19 protein-coding genes are annotated in these 19,384 nt (G+C 55.2%); 3 read left to right on the top strand and 16 right to left on the bottom strand.

Translation table 11 applies throughout. The features are described 5' to 3' along the window. The 8 genes from dagF to OGY83_RS13260 form a co-directional block, all read right to left on the bottom strand. Positions 1 to 744: a 2-dehydro-3-deoxy-phosphogluconate aldolase gene (gene dagF / locus OGY83_RS13295; protein ID WP_286636033.1), complete on the bottom strand. Its 744-nt coding sequence runs from the start codon at positions 742 to 744 to the stop codon at positions 1 to 3. Further along, positions 731 to 1,840 carry a D-glucosaminate-6-phosphate ammonia lyase gene (dgaE, locus tag OGY83_RS13290; protein WP_286636031.1) on the bottom strand — a complete coding sequence of 370 codons (1,110 nt, stop codon included), beginning with the start codon at positions 1,838 to 1,840 and terminating at the stop codon, positions 731 to 733. The genes dagF and dgaE overlap by 14 nt, the downstream gene beginning before the upstream one ends. Before the next feature lie 3 nt (positions 1,841 to 1,843). Further along, entirely contained in the window at positions 1,844 to 2,704 is an 861-nt protein-coding gene (locus OGY83_RS13285) for a PTS system mannose/fructose/sorbose family transporter subunit IID (RefSeq protein ID WP_005121522.1), read from the bottom strand. Then, complete coding sequence (locus OGY83_RS13280; RefSeq protein WP_003023960.1) at positions 2,701 to 3,450, bottom strand: PTS mannose/fructose/sorbose/N-acetylgalactosamine transporter subunit IIC; 750 nt, start codon at positions 3,448 to 3,450, stop codon at positions 2,701 to 2,703. Before OGY83_RS13280 ends, OGY83_RS13285 begins: the two co-directional genes overlap by 4 nt. 25 nt (positions 3,451 to 3,475) lie before the next feature. After that, entirely contained in the window at positions 3,476 to 3,961 is a 486-nt protein-coding gene (locus OGY83_RS13275; RefSeq protein ID WP_003023959.1) for a PTS sugar transporter subunit IIB, read from the bottom strand. Between the two features lie 12 nt (positions 3,962 to 3,973). After that, a complete protein-coding gene (locus OGY83_RS13270) occupies positions 3,974 to 4,399 on the bottom strand; it encodes a PTS sugar transporter subunit IIA (protein ID WP_079938862.1) in 426 nt (141 codons plus the stop codon). Positions 4,400 to 4,519: 120 nt separating this feature from the next. After that, positions 4,520 to 7,318, bottom strand: coding sequence for a transcriptional regulator DagR (dagR, locus tag OGY83_RS13265; RefSeq protein WP_123269049.1), 2,799 nt, complete (start codon positions 7,316 to 7,318; stop codon positions 4,520 to 4,522). Positions 7,319 to 7,408: 90 nt separating this feature from the next. Then, on the bottom strand, positions 7,409 to 7,825 hold the full coding sequence (locus tag OGY83_RS13260) for a GNAT family N-acetyltransferase (RefSeq protein ID WP_079938856.1): 417 nt from the start codon (positions 7,823 to 7,825) through the stop codon (positions 7,409 to 7,411). Positions 7,826 to 7,955: 130 nt separating this feature from the next. On the opposite strand from OGY83_RS13260, the gene OGY83_RS13255 reads away from it, so the two are divergent. Both OGY83_RS13255 and gmuD read left to right on the top strand, forming a co-directional pair. After that, positions 7,956 to 8,249 carry a YicS family protein gene (locus OGY83_RS13255; RefSeq protein WP_123269050.1) on the top strand — a complete coding sequence of 98 codons (294 nt, stop codon included), beginning with the start codon at positions 7,956 to 7,958 and terminating at the stop codon, positions 8,247 to 8,249. Positions 8,250 to 8,343: 94 nt separating this feature from the next. Next, a complete protein-coding gene (gene gmuD / locus OGY83_RS13250) occupies positions 8,344 to 9,726 on the top strand; it encodes a 6-phospho-beta-glucosidase GmuD (RefSeq protein ID WP_286636029.1) in 1,383 nt (460 codons plus the stop codon). 46 nt (positions 9,727 to 9,772) lie between these two features. Here gmuD and nepI read toward each other — a convergent pair whose 3' ends face one another. The 3 genes from nepI to OGY83_RS13235 form a co-directional block, all read right to left on the bottom strand. Then, positions 9,773 to 10,966, bottom strand: a complete 1,194-nt coding sequence (gene nepI, locus OGY83_RS13245) for a purine ribonucleoside efflux pump NepI (RefSeq protein WP_003827145.1) — start codon at positions 10,964 to 10,966, stop codon at positions 9,773 to 9,775. 141 nt (positions 10,967 to 11,107) lie between these two features. Further along, the gene (locus tag OGY83_RS13240) at positions 11,108 to 11,632 is read right to left on the bottom strand and encodes an SRPBCC family protein (RefSeq protein ID WP_123269052.1); all 525 of its coding nucleotides are present in this window, start codon (positions 11,630 to 11,632) and stop codon (positions 11,108 to 11,110) included. 99 nt (positions 11,633 to 11,731) lie between these two features. Then, positions 11,732 to 12,184 (bottom strand): DUF1198 family protein, encoded by a 453-nt coding sequence (locus tag OGY83_RS13235; protein ID WP_003827141.1) that lies wholly within the window; start codon positions 12,182 to 12,184, stop codon positions 11,732 to 11,734. A 105-nt stretch (positions 12,185 to 12,289) separates the two neighbouring features. Here OGY83_RS13235 and OGY83_RS13230 point away from each other — a divergent pair, with 105 nt between their 5' ends. Further along, positions 12,290 to 13,195 carry a LysR family transcriptional regulator gene (locus OGY83_RS13230; RefSeq protein WP_265639068.1) on the top strand — a complete coding sequence of 302 codons (906 nt, stop codon included), beginning with the start codon at positions 12,290 to 12,292 and terminating at the stop codon, positions 13,193 to 13,195. 47 nt (positions 13,196 to 13,242) lie between these two features. Here the strand turns inward: OGY83_RS13230 and uhpT are convergent, their stop codons facing one another. From uhpT to OGY83_RS13205, 5 genes are all read right to left on the bottom strand, one after another. Continuing rightward, positions 13,243 to 14,634, bottom strand: coding sequence for a hexose-6-phosphate:phosphate antiporter UhpT (gene uhpT / locus OGY83_RS13225; RefSeq protein ID WP_047407748.1), 1,392 nt, complete (start codon positions 14,632 to 14,634; stop codon positions 13,243 to 13,245). 142 nt (positions 14,635 to 14,776) lie between these two features. After that, positions 14,777 to 16,105 (bottom strand): MFS transporter, encoded by a 1,329-nt coding sequence (locus OGY83_RS13220; RefSeq protein WP_123269055.1) that lies wholly within the window; start codon positions 16,103 to 16,105, stop codon positions 14,777 to 14,779. 9 nt (positions 16,106 to 16,114) lie between these two features. Then, the gene (gene uhpB / locus OGY83_RS13215) at positions 16,115 to 17,617 is read right to left on the bottom strand and encodes a signal transduction histidine-protein kinase/phosphatase UhpB (protein WP_286636026.1); all 1,503 of its coding nucleotides are present in this window, start codon (positions 17,615 to 17,617) and stop codon (positions 16,115 to 16,117) included. Then, entirely contained in the window at positions 17,614 to 18,207 is a 594-nt protein-coding gene (uhpA, locus tag OGY83_RS13210) for a response regulator transcription factor UhpA (protein WP_003023923.1), read from the bottom strand. The genes uhpB and uhpA overlap by 4 nt, the downstream gene beginning before the upstream one ends. A gap of 153 nt (positions 18,208 to 18,360) precedes the next feature. Then, positions 18,361 to 19,374 carry an aldose 1-epimerase family protein gene (locus OGY83_RS13205; RefSeq protein WP_286636025.1) on the bottom strand — a complete coding sequence of 338 codons (1,014 nt, stop codon included), beginning with the start codon at positions 19,372 to 19,374 and terminating at the stop codon, positions 18,361 to 18,363. Between the last annotated feature and the right edge of the window lie 10 nt (positions 19,375 to 19,384).

The raw sequence follows: 19,384 nt of genomic DNA, 5'->3' as shown, positions 1-19,384 counted from the left end.
TCACACCAGGGCTTTGACTATCTCCATCAACCTGACGACATCTGCAGGCCGGGTCTTGCCTGTCTGTGGGTCGATAATCGAGCTGTAAACATGCGGCATGACGCGCGGTACTCCCGCCTCCAGACAGGATTGCAGGATAACGCCGAAGTTATCGAGATCGATACCGCCGGTCGGCTCAATCAGCGTCATGCCGTTACGTGCAGCGGTCGTCGCCAGTGCGTATAGCTCAGGCAGCGACTGCTCACCGCCCATCGGGAAGAACTTCGCCGCATGGGCTCCTGAATCCAACATCATACGGACCGCTGCATCGCAGGAAACGCGGGCTGGCATGCCCTGGCTGCTGCTGACCCCGGTCGAGATCAACACTTCCCCCGGCGTGCCCGTGGGACTGACTAACGCGTTGATATGGGTCTGTTCACCGCCCGTTGCCGCCAAGGCGCCTGCCGCAAACCCACAGCCGGTAAAGGTCTGGTTGACGTGTGCCGGATGGACCTGTGAGGCAATCATCGCCGCTTTGTAATACTGCGCCGGATCGCCCGCCCCCAACCCCACGGAAATCGACGGCACGTCGGCCATCCAGCGTTTTACTTCCTTAACCCCTTCCTCAACCGAGGAGAACTGCGCCGAAAGAATGCCGATCACCGCGTGGCCTTCGGCAGCATCATAGATTTCCCGCGCATTGGCGATATCCTTCGCCAGCACGTTAATAGCCACTTTATTGCGATAAAAATTAATGTGCTGCATGTTCTGCAATCTCCTTTAGTCGGGCCACGATCAGCGCCATTTCCCCTTCTGCGACCGTACGCGGGTCAAGACTAAATACGCCCTGATGAAGGTTGTAACGGCGAGCGTAGATCGCGATAGCGCCCTCTCGCAGTTGCGCTTCTACGGCGTAAGCATCCATTCCCAGCACCTGCGCATTCACCCGAATACGAATCCGCCAGATGGCGCGCCCGGCTTCGTCCTGCTCAATATCCGCATCCAGTCCGCGAATCTCTGAAATCGCCTGCGCCACAGGGTGGAGCGCTTCGGCAGTGACCACGGTTTGTCCCTGATGGTAGTTTTCCAGGGCATACACCAGTCCAACCATATTCTCTTTGCCGATTTTCATCGCACGGGCAATCCCGTGGTGCTGTGCTTTACACGCGGCAATCCACTGTTTCTTCCCGGTGATAAATCCGGAGGTCGGCGCGTTAAAAGCTTTTGCCCCGCTGTAGACCACCATATCCGCCCCGCTCGCCACCCAGGCGTGTAAATCTTCCTCGGCGGCGGCATCGACAATCAGCGGTAGGTTGTGAACCTGCGCGACCTGCACAAAATCCGCAATGTTCAACATCCCTTTCTGCACGCAGTGGTGCGACTTCACGTACAGCAGCGCGGCGGTGTTGTCGGTAATCGCGCTCTCCAGCTGCCAGCGGGCCGCCAGATTACTTGAGCCAACCTCCACCACCCGCCCACTGCCCAAACGGATGGCGCTGGTGATGGGTGCACCGTAGTCAACGTTATGCCCGCGCAGCATAACCACTTCATTGGCCATACCTGAGCTATCCGGCATCAGCGTGACTCGCGCCTGGTCACCGCGAGTAATAGCGGCGGCAACAGCGATAGCAATACCCGCCGATGCACAGGAGGTGACATAGCTGTCTTCAGCCCCGGTGTAGCGGGAAACCAGTTCTCCGGTGCGATCCACCAGTCGATCAATTTCAACAAAGGCTGAAGCAGCTCGCGCGGTGGCTTGCATCACTTCCGGCGCCACGCTGGAAACGCCCAGAATCGTCATCTTGCCGCAGGCGTTAATGACCTGTTTTAGCCCCAATTGTTGGTAGATGTTCTGTGTCATGGCTTACAGCACTCCCAGCAGCGAACAGACCACGCTGAGCGCGACAATCGACAGTAAAATCGTGGTGTAACGCGGTCCTTTCTTCACCAGATAGAAATAAATGGCGAACACCGCCGCCAGCGGCAACAGGCCGGGGGCAATAGAGTCGAGGATTTGCTGAACCACCACTTCAGAGCCTTTCAGGGCGCTAAGTTTTAACGGCGTGGTGATCTTGACGTAACTTGCCGACAGCGCACCCATCATGATCAAGCCCAGCACGTTCGCGCCGTAGATAAGCTCCTTTATTCGCCCTCCCTGCAGCAGCCCAATTATCGAGTCACGCCCCAGCGTATAACCTTTGTGCACCATGCCGTAGCTAATTGCCAGCGTAATGGCGGGATAGAGGATTAACGGTACAATTCCGCCCATCGCGCTGCCATTGGCGGCAAACGGGATGAAAATAGCAATTAACAGCGGCATCACGGCGGCCCAGATAATGGAGTCCCCCATCCCGGCCAGTGGACCCATCAAGCCCGTTTTTATCCCGGTAATTGAGGCGTCACTGATTGGCTCGCCGCGCGTTTTCTGCTCCTCCATCGCGATGGAGATCCCCTGAATCACCGCCCCGAACGTCTGCTCTGAGTTGAAGAAGTTCAGATGACGTTTCAGTGCTTCCACCTGCTCCTCTTTTTGCGGGTAGAGTTTTTTGATGATCGGCGTCATCGAGGCGCAGAAAATCAGGCTTTGCAAACGCTCATAGGAGCTGGAAACTTCCGCGCCCAGCCAGTAGATAAACCAGGCTTTGGTGATGTCTGCTTTGGTCAGCGTGCCGCTTTCTCGCGCGCGCTCCACCAGTTCATGCTGCATTACGTCGCTGCTCATCATGCTGCTCCTTCATTTTTCGCCAGACCTTTAATCAGGAAGGCCACGCAGGTACCAAAGATTGCCATCGCCATGATGTCTACCTTCAGGTACAGCACCGCAAAGAAACCGCCGATAAACCATGGCAACAGGCTCTTTTTACCGATCACCATTATGGTGATGGCGAAGCCCAGCGCCGGCAGAATGCCGCCCATAATTTCAAAGGAGTGCGTCAGCCAGTGCGGCATCAGCTTAAGGAAGCTTTCCACAACGTCCTGACCAAAATAGTTAGCGGCGAAGACCACCGGGAAACGCAGTACCAGTCCGAGCAACGCCGGGTAGAGGAACGCACAGCGCATAATGCCCGCCATGTTTGCCGTTTCCGCATGCTTGTCGGCCATATGCACCCACGCTGCGTTTAACGTGCGGCGCAACTGGTCGAGGAACACGCCGATCACGCCAAACGGGATCGCCAGTGCGATAGCCAGGTTCGGGTCCATTCCGGCCTTCACGGCGATAGGAATTGAAATGCAGGCAGCCAGCGCGGGATCCGACGGGACGTTGCCACCTGGCGTGGAGGTCACGCCGAGATAAACCAGCTGCATACCTGCGCCGATGATCATTGCCGTTTCCATGTTGCCTAACAGCAGGCCAACGAATACGGCAATCACGACGGGTTGTAGCAGCATGGCGGAGAAGGTGTAGCCAAGGCGTAAACGGGCAAACCAGTAATACAACCCCATCAGGCTTGCGAAGACTAAAGTATCCATAATTAAGTACCCTGTTATCAAAGAATTAGAATTTTTTCAGGATATCGTCCAGCGACTGCGGCTTATCTTCCGGGATAGTCTGGAAGAACACCTGAATCCCACGATTTTTCAGGTCGCTCAGGATGCCGACGTCTTTTTCATCCAGCGTAATGTTCTGGAATACTGCTTTGCGATTTGGCCCACCGCCCAGCCCACCGACCTGAATGGTGGTGACATCAAATCCCAACTGAACCGCTTCCTGAACCGCAGCCAGAGAGGGGAACAGCACCAGCACTTTGCCGTCACCAAGCTGGTTTTCTTTCCAGGCTGCCGCAAAACTTTGGTTACCGAAACAATCCACTTTGATGTTCGGCGGCGCGGCCATCAGGTAGATATTTTTCATAAATGGATCGGCATCCAGCTCATCGCTGACCACCGCAATCCGGTTTGCCTGAGATTGCCCAACCCATTTGGTCACCACTTGTCCATGAATCAGACGGCTATCGATACGACATAAGACGATGTTTGCCATGATGTTTATTCCTTATTGTGATTGTTGTAATTGACGTACGTGGGCAACAACGTCCAGGCAGCTGCTACGCCCGGCCTCGACCAGTTCGGCCACGCAGGTGGTCAGTTGGCCATGCTCGCGTTTGTCGAGCGCCTCCAGTAACAAAGAGGCGTTGAGCCCGGAAATGACAGCCACCGGGTAATCGGCGCTCAGCCGTGCCGCCACGTTAGACGTGGTGCCGCCAATAAAATCGGTCAGGATCAGTGAGCCTTCCGGCATAGCTTTCACTACGGCTTCGACGCGCTGATAAAACTCGCCAAGCGTATCAACAGGCATCAGCGCAATTTCCGTCACGCCTTTGATTTCACCCATCACCATGCGCAGGCTGTTGCAAAGCTGTTGCCCCCAGCCGCCATGGGTCAGCAGCAGGATCTGGGGCAAGGATTCAGTGGTAGTCAAAATGGCCTCCTGGCTCGATTACATAGACATAGGTAAACAGAGCAAAGGCTGTGCCAGAATTTGTGTCACGCGGGGGAGTAGTGGGTGCAGGCGGGGCGCAAAGCCCCACCGGGCAAGGGATTAGCTATACAGCAATTCGTAGATATAAAAATATTCCGCGTCCGATAAGCGAATGGCATAGGCCTCTTCAATCGGCAGGAAAGCAGATTTAATGACACTAAACGCGCGAACATCCAGATCCGGCTTGTTCTCCAGCGCCATCTGTAACGGTTTGCGGTTAATCACGATACGCTCGACCATACAGCAGCAGTGGATCAGGAAGCGCAGTGTCACCTGGCGGCTCGGTTTCAGCGAAAGCGCGGTGGTCAGATGATTCAACACGCCTTCCATCTCTTTCAGAATACGCTGCGGGTTGAGCACCGAAATATGGTTAATGATGCTCTCCATGGTCAACGCGCTGATAAAGCGCATCGCGCTTCGCTCCATCTCCAGTCGGCGTTCACTGCTGGAGAGATCCGGCGTCAGCAGGCTGAGCACCAGCTCGGGGCCTTGCTCAGAGAACAATTCTTCGAGCGAGATAAATGGAATATCCGGCAGTCCCGGCTGGAAAGTACCCACTATGCCTGCCAGACGCTCACTGGCGTTAATCGCCTGCTGAACGCGCTCCAGGCTGCGAACTTCGTTGTAATCGAGGATCACCATCCGCGTATCCTGCGACATCAGTTCGCCGAAGCTCTCTTCCAGCACCTTTTTGATTTTTTCTGCCGTTCCCATCCCGGTGATGCAGGAGATAACCAGCACTTTACCGCTGTTTTCCTGCTGCGGCGTACAGAGCTGACAGGGAATATTTTTGCTCTGCATCAACGCCGCCAGCTGCGGTAAGTCACTGGTTTCGTAGCTCAAATCCAGCCCTATCTCCAGCAGACTGGTGAGCGTGATATTGGGCATCAGCAGAACGTCTATCTGGAATAATTTGCTGATCGTACTGCCAAAATGGACCAGTGAGCCAATATCCACCATCAGGATCAATCGGCGATATTGCCGGGTCTGGATCATCTGCGTCAGGGCTTCCAGCGTGTCATGCACCGACTGCTCGAAAGGCATATCAATAGCGCTGAACACCTCGCGCTCCAACACGCGATTCACGTACTGCGCCTGGCTTGTGGCGGTCGTCGCGCCGTGGGCAATCAAAATCACCCCGCAGTCCGGACTGGCGTCAATCCGTTGGCGGTAATGACGGCACTCTTTGAGGAACAGGCACAGCCAGACCACTTCCGTCGCCGGACACTGAATATGCAGCAGTTCATTGATTTTTCGGCATAACAGCGTGGCGTTTTCATATTCATCTTTGCAGCGATCGAGGATCAGGCTGGAAGAATAAAGTTGCGGAATAAGGCCGCGCTGCACGTAGCCAATCAGCGCCAGAAAGTGTTTACGCAGCGGGTTAACCAGATTTTCCGGCAGCGTAAAACCAAGCACCTGCTCAACGCAGCCAATCAGCAGCGTGACCCGCTCTTCAATCTGATCGCCATAGCGCGGGGGATGCGCCACGCTGTCGCGGCTATAGAGACCATATTCAAAAATCGAGCTGAGCTTGTTTTTGAGGATTGCCAGCGTTTCGGCTGGCGGTACATTGCTGTTACGCAGGTTGATGTATTCCCGGGTCAGGAAGCTGTAAAAGAGATCGCTCTCCTCAATTTCAGCTCCGGTGGCCAGCGAATTTTTCAGTGCCGGCAACGTACGGGCATCAATGCTCAGGTGTTCTTTGCCTTCGAACAGCGCCCCAACCAGCAGACGTTGTTCCGGCGTGGCGTTAAAGGGGATCTCGGTCAGACGTTTATCCAGCTGTAGCGTATCGCTGTGCTCCGTCATCCCCGAGGCCCAGGCCTGGGCGCAGAGAAACTGAATGTCGCTCTTGAGCTGACCAATATTGCCTTCCAGCGGCTTATTCAGCAGCCAGAGCAGCAGGGTACGGTCGATGCTTATCGTACGCTCGATTTTGCGGCTCTCACGCTGTAAGAAACCAACAATCAGTTCAACCTGCTCTTCCACCGAACGCTGGCGGATACCGGGGAGATCGATACATACCTGAATACGTCGCTGGAAGGTGCGCAGCAACGCCGAGCTTACCGGTTCGGTGGTCGCACATATCAGGCGAACTGAAATAGACCGCGCCACAGCGCTGGAACCCAGTGGCCGGTATTCACCTTTGTCAAGAATAGAAAACAGCTTTTCCTGACCTTCATACGGCAGGCGATGCACTTCATCAAGCAGCAGATAGCCACCATCAGCCTGTTCGACCAAACCGGGTTTATTCTCGTTTGCGCCGGTAAACGCCCCCTGTCGATGACCAAACAGGTGCGAAGAGAGCAGTTCCGGGTTATGCGCGTATTCCGCGCAGTTAAAATAGACCAACGGTGGAGGCGTTCCCGCTGCACGTTCGCAAGCGAAACGGTGCATCAGTTCGGCAAAAAAGGTTTTACCCACGCCGGAGGGACCGGTCAGCAGAACATGCAGTCCGTGGGGATACAGCACCGCCGCGCGGCCTTTTTCCACCGCATCACGCAGGCTGCGATCGTAACCAATCAGGCCGGAAAAGGGATCGTCTGTTGCCTGGTTTTCCTGAACAGGCAACAGGTCAGCAACGGTTTGCACTTCACGCTCGGACTCATCCAGTTTGCGCCCCAACAGCGTTTCAATTGCCTGACGATGCAGAAAGAATACCGGACGCCCGCGGCTTTTAATCGCCAGGCCGTCGTTCCAGAGCTGATTGAGATCTTTACTGACTGAGTTGCGCGCCAGCCCGAGGTTAAAGCCGATGGCCTCCGCCGTGAACGCCGTTTCCTGCGCCAGATGGGCAAGATTCAGTCCTCGCGTCAGCCGTTCCAGCTCTCCCAGTATTATCTCAATCCGTCTCATCTCTTTACCGCTTAAGAAATAAATGATTGTTCAGAACATACACTATTCTGCTACGCAAGAAAGTGAGGCGGCATCCAGACCTTCCGGTCATCAAAACGTTTTCGACAAATAATGGCGTGCGGAACCGGTTTCCGGGAAGTTATCGAGGGTCATTTGCAGCTGATAGCCGTTTTTCTGATAAAACGGCAGCGCCTGGAAACTCATGGTATCCACCAGCGCATGCAGGCATCCTCTCTCACGCGCCGTCTGTTCGGCGGCCTGCATCAATTGTGTGCCATAACCGCCTTTACGCAGCGAGTCATGCATCCACAGAAAATCTATACACAGCCATTCACCTTTGATTTTGCCGATCAGCCCGCCCAGAATTTCATTGCGATCATCACGCCAATACACCGCCAGGTCACCAAAATTGGTGGTTCTCAGGAACTGGCGATTGTAAGCGCGCAATCCGGCAAGCAGGGCATTTTGATCATCTTCGGTAATCGTATCTGTAATCTGAATTTGCATCCTATCCTCCTGAAATAACTAAAACTTCTGGCTGATTTATTTTTAGACATTAACACAGGGTGCTGAGTGAATCGTATGCCGTCTACACTTACTCTTGAGATGATGCGCATAGACAACAAGGATTATTATCATGAAACGAATTATTTTTCCGATTATTGCCGTCCTTTTCGCGCTACCCGGTCTGGCGCAAGCCGACTCGGCGTATGGCAGTCTGCAGGCTGTACACGAAAAGAATACTGTTATGAAGGATTTACGTAAGATTTGTACCCCGCAAGGGTCGCCATCTGATGAGGTGTGGGAAAAAACGATTATGGCTGATACGCGTAATCAGCAGCACATCCGCGAAGCCATTCTGGCAATTCAAAGAAACAATCAGAACAACTACTGGGAAGCCCTTGGCAAAGTTGAATGTCCGGATTTATAGGCATCTGGTTGAAAAATGAGTACTGTAACCGGTTTCTGTATCGCAAAAACACGTATTGTTGCCAGAACGTATAAATAGCAATGGAGCAACAACAATGCGATACCGTTTTCCAGAAAACTTCTGGTGGGGCAGTGCCTGCTCGGCACTACAAACCGAAGGGGATAGCCTGAACGGCGGCAAAAGCCAGACCACGTGGGACGTGTGGTTCGACCGTCAGCCAGGTCGTTTCCATCAGGCCGTTGGCCCGGCAATTACCTCGACCTTTTATCAGCACTGGAAACAGGACATCGCACTGCTCAAACAGCTGAAGCACAACAGCTTCCGTACATCTCTGAGCTGGTCGCGCCTGATCCCGGACGGTACCGGCGAGGTTAATCCTGAAGCCGTCGAGTTCTATAACAACGTCATCGACGAGCTGCTGGCGCAAGGTATTACGCCATTTATCACCCTGTTCCACTTTGACATGCCAATGGTGATGCAGGAGAAAGGCGGCTGGGAAAACCGTGAAGTGGTTGAGGCGTTTGGCCGCTACGCACAGACGTGTTTTACATTGTTCGGTAACCGGGTGAAGCACTGGTTTACCTTTAACGAGCCCATTGTCCCGGTTGAAGGCGGTTATCTGTGTGACTTCCATTACCCTAATGTGGTGGATTTCAAACGTGCAGCCACCGTGGCGTATCACACCGTACTGGCACATTCGATGGCGGTTCGGGCATATCGCGCTGCAAACCTTGACGGTGAAATCGGCGTGGTGCTGAATTTAACGCCGTCCTACCCGCGCTCGCAAAATCCGGCGGATGTGAAAGCCGCGCACTATGCGGATCTGCTGTTTAACCGCAGCTTCCTCGACCCGGTGCTAAAGGGTGAATATCCGGCGGATCTGGTTGAACTGCTGAAAGAGTACGATCAATTACCGGCATGCCAGCCAGGCGACAGCCAGTTAATCGCCGAGGGAAAAATCGACCTGCTCGGCATCAACTACTATCAGCCGCGTCGCGTGAAATGTCGCGATAGCGCCGTCAACCCGGATGCACCGTTTATGCCGGAGTGGCTGTTTGATTATTACGAAATGCCGGGACGTAAAATGAACCCCTACCGTGGCTGGGAAATTTATGAGCCGGGTATTTACGATATTATTACCAATTTGCGTGATAATTATGGCAACCCGCGCTGTTTTATTTCTGAAAACGGTATGGGTGTCGAGAATGAGCAGCGTTTTATTCAGCAAGAGCAAATCAACGACAGCTACCGTATTGAATTTGTTTCAGAGCATCTTAAATGGCTACATAAAGGAATTAGCGAAGGCTGTAATTGTCTTGGCTACCATATGTGGACCTTTATTGATAACTGGTCATGGCTCAACGGATATAAAAACCGCTACGGTTTTGTTCAGTTAGATTTAGCAACGCAAAAACGCACGGTGAAAAAGAGCGGCGAATGGTTTGCCCATACCGCTGAAAATAACGGTTTTAACTAAAACCAACCAGGATGCCGGATAGCGATCCGGCATACCGTTCTTTAGTTTATTGCATATCTTTTATACGAACTTTTGCGGCCACCAGAAGCGCCGTCAGCAGCATCAGGCTGCCGGAAATCATCAGGGGCGACAGCAGTCCGAGGGTATCAAGCGCATAGCCTCCCACCGCTGCCCCGCAGGTATTGGCAAGCTGGATCACGGCGACCTGGACGGATCCGGCTTTTTCTGCCTGATCGGCAAGCGAACGGGTGATCCACGTCGACCAGCCGACCGGTACCAGCGCAAACAACAGTCCCCAGATAATCGCAATACCCGCCGCCACCACTTTGTCACTGCCCCACAGGATCAGAACCAGCGCACTGAGCGCCAGCACCAGTGGCGCACCGGCTAACGCCAGTTTGACCGAACGCTTCAAAATCATCGACGAGAACGACGTACCGACAAAGCTGGCAATACCGAAGCTCAGCAGCACCAGCGTCAGGCCATCAACGTCAAAACCCGCCAGATTCATATAGATCGGGCGAATATAGGTAAAGAAGGCAAACTGCCCGGCAAAGGACATGAAGATGGCAATCATCCCGGCCATCACCCCTGGACGCTGCAACAGGCTGAACATGTTTTGTTTCTGATGCGAAGGTTCACCAGGCAGCGAAGGCAACGCTCTCACCACCCAAATCGTGCACAGCACGCCCATTACCGCCGCCGCATTAAACACGTTGCGCCAGCCGATAATGCCGCCCAAAAAGCTCCCCAGCGGCGCGGCAATTACCAGCGCGATGGAGACCGCGCCAAAAATAACCGACAGCGCTTTCGGCACCGTACGTGCAGGAACCAGACGCATGGTCAGCGACGCCGACATCGCCCAGAAGCCGCCAAGCGCCAGACCGAGGCAGGCGCGGCCAACGAGCAGCAGCGAAAAAGAGTTAGCAAAGGAAACCAGCAGGCAGGAGAGCGTCAGTAGCACCGAAAACAGGATCACCACATAGCGGCGATCGGTCGCCTGAATAATTTGCGTCACAAACAGGCTGGCAAACATGGCGACAAATGCCGTCACGGTCACCGATTGCCCCGCCACACCTTCAGAAATCCCCAGATCCTGAGCCATCGGCGTTAACAGGCTAACGGGGAGAAATTCAACGGTTATCAGGCAGGCAACGCAGAACGCCACGGCAAATACCGCCGACCAGTTAGGTCGGGAATTTGCCTCAGCGCGGGATTTTTGTTCAACAGCTTCACTCATTTTGTTACCTGCGTGGGGTTATTGTAGAAAAGTTACGCAGTGTAACATTAAATTTGTGACGTAATTAACGTTTTGACAACTATTCACCAGAGATCGGCTTTGCCTTATCCGGCCCAGGACAGAGTGCCCTTTCTGGCTCAATTAAGCGTCACGCGCAGCCCGGGCCAGGCCGGTTATCCACTCCTGGTGACCGTTGATCATCGGATTGGGCAGCGTACGTGCCAGTTCTTGTGCCGGAACGCCAATTTGTGATTCCTGGGTCAGAATACGTACGCGCCCGCCGGGTAAATCCTCAAAGAGCCAGGCGTGGATCACATCCAGACGTGTAGTGGCGTCGCCTTCCGCCCAGCCATGCCAGGCAACACGCGCGGCCTGGCCGTCAACCGGCGGCACATACTCGGTGATTTGCGCTTCGATGGGGAAACCAAAAGTCGTAAAACGAAAACGGGCATCCATGCTTAACAATGGACCGGAACCGCCGTGAAAACGGATATCCGCCACGTTGCTGTAATACGTCGGCCAGCGCGTTGTGTCATTAAACTGTGCCCAGACGGCACGGGCGCTCAGTCCGGCAACGATAATTTCATTTGAGGCAAAGTTATCAGTCGTCCCCGGCAGATACGCTGCAGGCCAGATAATTGCACGTTGTTGAGTCGCTTGATTCATGATGTACCTCGTCGTGTGAGTTAACGAGGTACATCATGCTTTCGCGTAAGATATAAAGATAATGACGATTCAAAATAGTCGTCATCATAAATTTTGATATCAGTGCAGCCAGTGCACGCCATCCTCGGGCTGGAAAAAGGCGTTATAGCGCATCTGGAACGCATTAAGCTCCTGCATATCCGGCTCCATCTCGCGCAGAAAACCGAGCGCCAGACGCACCTGCGCGTCGGTAATCGGTGCAGCCAGCCGGGCTTTTTGCAGCCAACGGTGCCATTGCAACAGGTTCTGCTCACTGCCGTCGACAATAACGATTTGCCAGATCAACAGCACCTGGGCAGCATTTTGTAGATGCGATTCATCAGGACGATGGAGGTACTGTAAAAAAGCCTCTCCCTGTACTTTTCCCATCTGATCGATCATCGATTCTACCGGCACGACATCAATGTTCAGCCGCTCGCTCAGACGGCGAATTGCCCGCCGCGACCCGGACGTTAGCACCCGAAATCCCACCACAAAAACAACCACCAGCGTGGCCAGCATTATCCAAATCATGCGCACATCCATTACCAGACAGGACGCCCATCATAGCGGCAAATTCACCTCTGTCGACGACTGAACGTGTCATAATGTGACTTATCGAACTCGCAGGCAGACATCATGAAATCTGATATCAGAACGCTCGATCTCAATCTGTTAAAAACGCTGGATGCCCTGCTGGATGAACGCAGCGTAACCCGGGCGGCGCAGCGGCTGTCGCTCACCCAGCCTGCGGTAAGCGGTATGCTCAACCGCCTGCGCGACTATTTTGACGATCCGCTGTTTAGTCGCACACCGCATGGTATTGTTCCGACGCTGCGTGCCCAACAGTTGGCCGCCCCGGTCAAACAAATCCTCAGCGATATCGATATCCTGCTTAAACCGACACAATTTGACCCGCTCACCGCAGCGCTCACCTTTACCGTCGCCGCTACGGATTACGCGCTCAAAGCGGTTATCGTGCCATTTATTGCCGCGCTTCGCGTGCGCGCACCGGGCATTCATGTACGAGTGATCCCGGTTGAGCCAGTGCTGCTCACCACACAGTTTGAGCAGGGGAAAATCGACCTGGCGTTGCTGACGCCGGATTCCACGCCCGACAACCTGCATAGCCGGGCGTTATATGATGAAGAGTACGTTTGTCTCATGCGTCATGCGCATCCTGATGCGGGGGGACCGCTGACGCTCGATCGCTTCTGCGCGCTGGAGCATGTGCTGGTTTCTTATGAGGGTGAAAGTTTCTGGGGCGTCACCGATGAGGCACTGGCAAGCGTCGGACGCCAACGGCAGATTGGTTTGTCAGTTAGCAGCTTCCTGGTATTGCCGGACATCCTCGCTATCAGCGATATGATTGCCGTTGTTCCTGCCCGTCTGGCGTATGACGACACCCGTATGCACGTATTACCGCCCCCGCTGCCCATAACCGGTTTTACAAAAAGCATGGCCTGGCATGAACGCACGCACCGCGATGCCGCTCATCAGTGGCTGCGCAATCTGGTACATGAAACCAGCCAGTTTAGAGCATAAAAAAGCCCGCCATTAAGGCGGGCAAAAGTTACCAATGCACACTTAACTTAAGCTACTTTCAATTGTTGAATCTTTTTCTCGCGGCGAATTTTACGTTCTTCAAATACGGCCACGACGGCCATCAGACAGATACAACCGATGGCGGCAGCATCCAGCGCGGCGAAAGTGCCCGCCCAGCCGGTGAGGCCGAAAATCGGCGTGCCGTCGGCAATCATCCCCAGACCTAACTTGGCGAAGCTGTCACCAATCAGATAGGCGAAGGTGCCTTTAATCCCATCGGCTGCGCCGATCGCTTTTTTCGGTACAAAACCGACGGCTGCTACACCGATTAACAGCTGCGGACCAAACACCAGGAAGCCCAGCGCAAACAGCGAAGCCAGATAAACGTACTGGTTGCTGGCGTGCTGATAAACGCCCAGAGTAGCGATAATCAACGCCAGCGCTACGCAGGCCACCAGCGCACGACGACCGTTAGCCAGGTCAGAGAGCCAACCCCACAGCAACGTGCCAACCAACGCGCCCACTTCAAACAGGGTAAAGCCCTGAATTGCCACTTCTTTGGAGAGCTTCAGCTCCTGGAAAGCGTAGACGGTGGACCACTGGTCGATACCGATACGCACCACGTACAGGAAGATGTTCGAGAAACATAACAGCCAGATCACTTTGTTTTTCAGCACGTACTCAACAAAGATCTGCCATTTGGTCATCTCGTTTTCTTCGGTTTCTTTGTCTTCTTCGCTGATCTCCTCACCGAACAGCTCTTCAGCTTTACCAAGACCATAAGATTCCGGGGAGTCGCTGCCGTAGCGCAGGCCGATAAAGCCAACAATCAGGGCGATTATCGACGGGAAGATAAACATACCGATGACGTGACCATCAAACAGATAGTTAGCGCCAAACAGCGCCACGCCCGCCGCACCCGCACCGCCGAGGTTGTGGGAGATATTCCACATGCCGAGGTAAGAACCCCGCTTACGACGCGGCGTCCATTTGGTAATGGTGGAATAGCTACATGAGCCGCCAGTACTCTGGAAGAAACCGCTCAGCGCGTAGAAAGCGATCATCAGGAACAGGCTGGTTGAACCTGCACCCATGCTGGCGCTGAAGCCGAGCATACAGATAGCCGAGAGGATCAGCATAAACGGCAGGAACTGCTTGGTGTTTTTGCCGTCCGCGTAGTAGGAAACCAGGGTTTTACCCACGCCGTAGGTGATAGAGAAGCCCAGGCCAATCATCCCCAGCTGCGTCATGCTCAGCCCGTAGGTGGAGATCATGTCGTTCTGTGCGATGTTGAAGTTTTTGCGGATCAGGTACATGGTCAGGTAGCCGATAAAGACCACCAGATAGGACTGCATGAACGGTTTGAACCACATTTTGCGCCGCACATCGAGCGGCAGATCCAGGGTCGGCTTGCGCACCTGGTTGAGAAAGGCCAGCATTTGACACTCCCGAGCTAATTTTTATACCTGCGAATGGCAGGCATTGTAAAAATCAGCCGGGGGACGCGCCTGAGACAGCGTCCAGGTGAAACCGGGAAAATTTCTTAGTTTTGCCCCACTCAGAGCAAAAAGGTGAGGTGCATCACGCTTCGTTGAGATCGCGCGGGGCCTGGGCGTTTAAAAACGGCAGCAGCAATAGCGCGGAAATCCCCGCCGCAATAGCGATCACCACAAAGAATCCTGTCCAGTGCCAGACCTCCATCACCTTCGCCAGCGGCCAGCCGGAAAGCGATGCTCCCAGATAAGCAAACAGCCCGACAAATCCGGTTGCCGCGCCCGCCGCCTCTTTGTGCGAACACTCCGCCGCCGCCATGCCGATCAGCATCTGCGGGCCGAAGACGAAGAATCCAGTGGTGAAAAAGCACGCGGCCTGCATCACGTAACTGGCGAACGGCATCAGCCACAGCGAGCCAACTGAGAGCAAAATTCCGGCGGCAAAAATCAGGTTCATTGGACCGCGGTTACCGTTAAACAGCTTGTCCGAACCCCAACCCGCCACCAGCGCACCGACAAATCCGCCCAGTTCAAACATTGTCACGGCGGTATTGGCGGTCACCAGATCCACGCCGAGCGTCTCCGACATGTACAGATTGCCCCAGTCGTTGATCGCGGCACGGACCACGTACACCAACACATAACACAGTGACAGCAGCCAGATATAAGGATTCAACAGCACATAGCGGGTGAGGATCTCTTTGCGGCTCAGCCCTGCGCCTTCCTGCTGCTGGGCAATTTCCAGTTCATCATGCCGCCAGTCGCCAATCGGCGGCAGACCAATCGCCTGCGGCCTGTCGCGCAGCCGCCAGCAGAGAAAAATCCCCACCACAATCGCCAGCAGCCCGGCGATCATCATCCCGGCGCGCCAGCCGTAGTGCAGCGCCGTAGCCGCCATCACGATAGGGATCAGCGCCCCGCCGACGTTGTGTGCGGTGTTCCATAGCGCCCACCAGCCGCCGCGCTCGGTACGCGAATACCACGCGGTCAATAAACGCGCGCAGACCGGCGATCCCCAGCCCTGGAAAAAGGCGTTCAGCGCCCACAGCACCGCAAAGGCCCATAGCGAGGTGGAAAATCCAAACAGAATGTTTACCACGCCCGTGGCAATCAACCCGATGCCCATAAAATAGCGAGCGTTGGATCGGTCGCTGACGATACCGGAAACAAACTTCGACAGGCCGTAGGTGATGTAAAACAGCGTCGCCAGCAGCCCAATATCGCTGCGAGTCAGCACGCCGCTGGTGAGGATATCCGGTACGGCGGCATTGAAGCTCTTGCGTGTGAAATAGAACAGCGCGTAGCCGAGCCAGATGGTGGTCAGGATATGCCGCCGCCAGTAGCGGTAGCGGGCATCCACCTCACGCTTATCAGTAATGAGCGGCGCACTGGCCGGAGCTTTTAAAAACGAAAACATGACCACGCCTTACACATATCGCTGGGGTAACGACACGCTGACCCGCGTGCCGTGTGTACAGGAAATCGAGAGCGATCCGCCGAGGGCGCTAATCCGCTCACGCATCCCCGTAAGGCCAAATCCCTGCTGATTCGACCCAGGCGGCAGGCCGCTGCCATCGTCCTCAATCACCAGCATCAGCCGTTCATCATGTTGCCAGCCCTGGAGCGTCACCGCGCTGGCGTTGGCGTGCTTCACGATGTTGTTCAGCCCTTCCTGACAAACGCGAAACAGCGTCACCCGCTGGCTTTCGCTAAGTGCAGATTCATCAATTCGCCAGTCGAGATGGCTGACGATGCCACGGCTTTCCAGCTCCATTTCGCGCATCAGTGAGCGGATGGCCTGCTCCAGCGTGAGATCGTCCAGCTGGCGCGGTCGCAGACGGCCTAACAGGCGACGCACCGAATCGTATACGCCGAGAGAAAGTTGTTCGATATGCGCCCCGCTGCGCTTCACTCCTGCGTTTTCCGGCGCCAGCCGCTGGACAATACCCGCCTGAGTGCGAATGGCGGTGATGGTCTGGCCGATATCATCGTGCAGTTCGCGCGCCACATCACGGCGCACGCTCTCTTCAGTTTCCAGCAGGCGTTCCGCCAGACGATGGTTGCGCGCTAATTCGTTTTGCAGCGACTGGTTAAGTTCGCGCAGACGCTGAATACCCGCACCGAGCAGCAGCCCTGTCAGGCTTTGCACCAGCAGCGAGAGCAACAGATCGACGGGATGATCGTGCCAGGTCTGGCTGGCAATCAGCGCAATGGCGTTCATCAGCGTGGCAATCAGTGCCCCCTGCCAGCCGTAGTGCCAGGCCAGCGCAATGATCGGCAACGCGAGGCAAAACGGCGTGAAGCGCGAAAGCTCGGCGGGTAAACCGAGCTGTAGCCACAGGCTGACGCTAAACAGCAGCAGGTACCAGACCAGATGCCGTCCGCGCCAGTTCACCGGCTGCGACACCACCGCCGGGCCCAGCGGCAGCCAGGTCGTGCTGGTCAGATAGTGCCAGAACACCAGGCAGATCGGCGCCAGCGTTAATCCGCCGGTGAGCGTCAGCAACAGCGCGTTCCACGCCACTTCGCCTTGCCCAAGCCAGGGCAGCGATTGCAGCAATGCCGCCGCCGTCAGCGCCGCGCCCTGCAACAGCAGCGTGCGCCAGTCCCGCTGATGGCGGTATCGCGAAATCAACATCACCGGGAGTAAAGTGAGGAAGCTGCCGATCATCAAAAGTGGCAAATGGGCCAGCGCCACTTCCTGCGCCAGCCAGAAAAGAAGCAGCCATTCCGCGCCCAGCAATACCGGCCAGTAGCCGCGTGGACATTGCAGCATCAGCCCCAGACGTAGGCCAAACGGAAACAGCAGTACCGCCAGCTCCGGGCGCTCAACCAGATGCAGGCTGATGCTCCACAGGCAAAACCACGCGGCAGAGAAGATAAAGAAGCAGGCAACAACGGTGATTAACCGGGAACAGAGCGTGTTCATTGCCAGCCGTCAAACATCCGGCGGGCCAGTTCGACGTCGTTGCTGACCCCCAGCTTTTCCATCAGGTTGGCGCGATGCACGTGCACCGTTTTCGGCGACAGACCCAGTTCAGCGGCAATCTCTTTGACCGCCATACCTTGCGCCAGTTTTTCCGCCACCTGACGTTCGCGTTTGGTGAGCGGATCCTGGCGACCAGCCGCCAGTTTGACAGCGATGTCCGGCGTCAGGTAACAGCCGCCGGTCGCCACGGTATGCACCGCCGCGATCAGCTCATCCGGGCTACAGCGTTTAGAAAGGAAACCACGTGCGCCCGCGTTGAGCGCCTGCTCCACCAGCGCCGGACTGTCGTGGACAGAGAGCATGATAATCGCCATTCCTTTTGGCAACTGGCTTAACAGTTCAAGACCGGAGATATCAGGCATTGAGATGTCGCAGATACACACCTGCACGCCGCGTCCCGGTAATCCCGCCAGCGCCTCACTGCCTGAGCCAAACTCAGCCACCACCTGCAAATCAGGTTCCAGCCCCAGCAGTTGGGCAAAGCCGGAGCGGACGATTAGGTGGTCGTCAATAAGGGCAACGGTAATCATGGGTTCATCCTGGCGCTAAGACATGCCTGATGGCGCTGCGCTTATCAGGCCTACGGGCGGGTGCCATTGTAGGCCGGATAAGGCATTAATGCCGCCATCCAGCAAAAGCGCTTACCTTAACGATAAGCGCGTCGCTGTTCAAGCCTTGAGCGATCAGGCTATGCCTGTCGTGACGGTAAATGTCCGGGTGTGCTGCGGTTCTATTTCAATCAAGGTGCCATTGCGTTGTGCTGCCAGGAATCCTTCAGGTCGACAAGTTGCAGGCAAGGCGAATGCCGCAACCTGTTGATCGCCGTTATAGAGGATCCAACGCGTCACATAATTTAGCTCCGCGCTGGAGAAACGCGCAACGAACGTGGTGCCATCGGGGGCGATCATGCTAAATTCTGGCTTATCGGTGTACCTGTCCAGTTGGTCAGCAAAGAAGACAATTTCCGGATCGTAAAAATGGGGTTCAGTGAGCCGCGCCAGAGAAGCCTCGCCCTGCAAAATCCGCTGATTAAACGCCAGCCACTGCTCGGTAGGCTTAACATGCGCGGGTATCGACTCACGCAGCTTCATGGCCTCATCAGGAATATTCTGGCTGAAGGTGGCTTCCGGAACGTAGGCATAGTTCATATGGCACATGTACTGCAACGGCATTGCCACTGAGGCAAGGTTGGTAACCGCCATCTGAATATCAAACAGCGCGCTCGCTTTGTGCATTACCACCGCAGGATGCGCCTGATAATGATGACCGAATCCCATCACATACTCATAGCGTCCGCCCACGCGCAAATTCTCACCTTCCAGCTCCAGCCAGGCGTCATCCATCGCGGCACAAGCCATTTCACCGTGCAAAGGATGTGAATCTTCTGGCGATGGGCAGCCATTAGCCAACAGACCTGAGTGGAAGGCAAAACAGCCGTAGGTCGCCACCACTTCCGCCGCCGGTTTCGGCTGACTAAACATGTTACGCATGGTCAGGTCATGGCCATCAAACTGAGCATCCCAGATCATCTGTCCCATCCAGGGCAGAATAACCAAGTGCCCGCGACTGTTTTCTACCTTCAGCCCTTCCACGCCGCTGGCGTAACGAAATGCGGTAACCGTGAAGTCGCTATTCTTCAGTAAGATTCGCGGATGCTCTGCAAAGAGTTCCCGCCACAGCGTTATACGTGTTGTCATGATCGCTTTC

The organism is Citrobacter sp. Cpo090 (assembly GCF_030332665.1).
In the GTDB taxonomy this organism is placed as follows: Bacteria; Pseudomonadota; Gammaproteobacteria; order Enterobacterales; family Enterobacteriaceae; genus Citrobacter; species Citrobacter portucalensis.
Note: the sequence above shows the minus strand (reverse complement) of the source record. Positions and strands in the feature narration are given on the sequence as shown.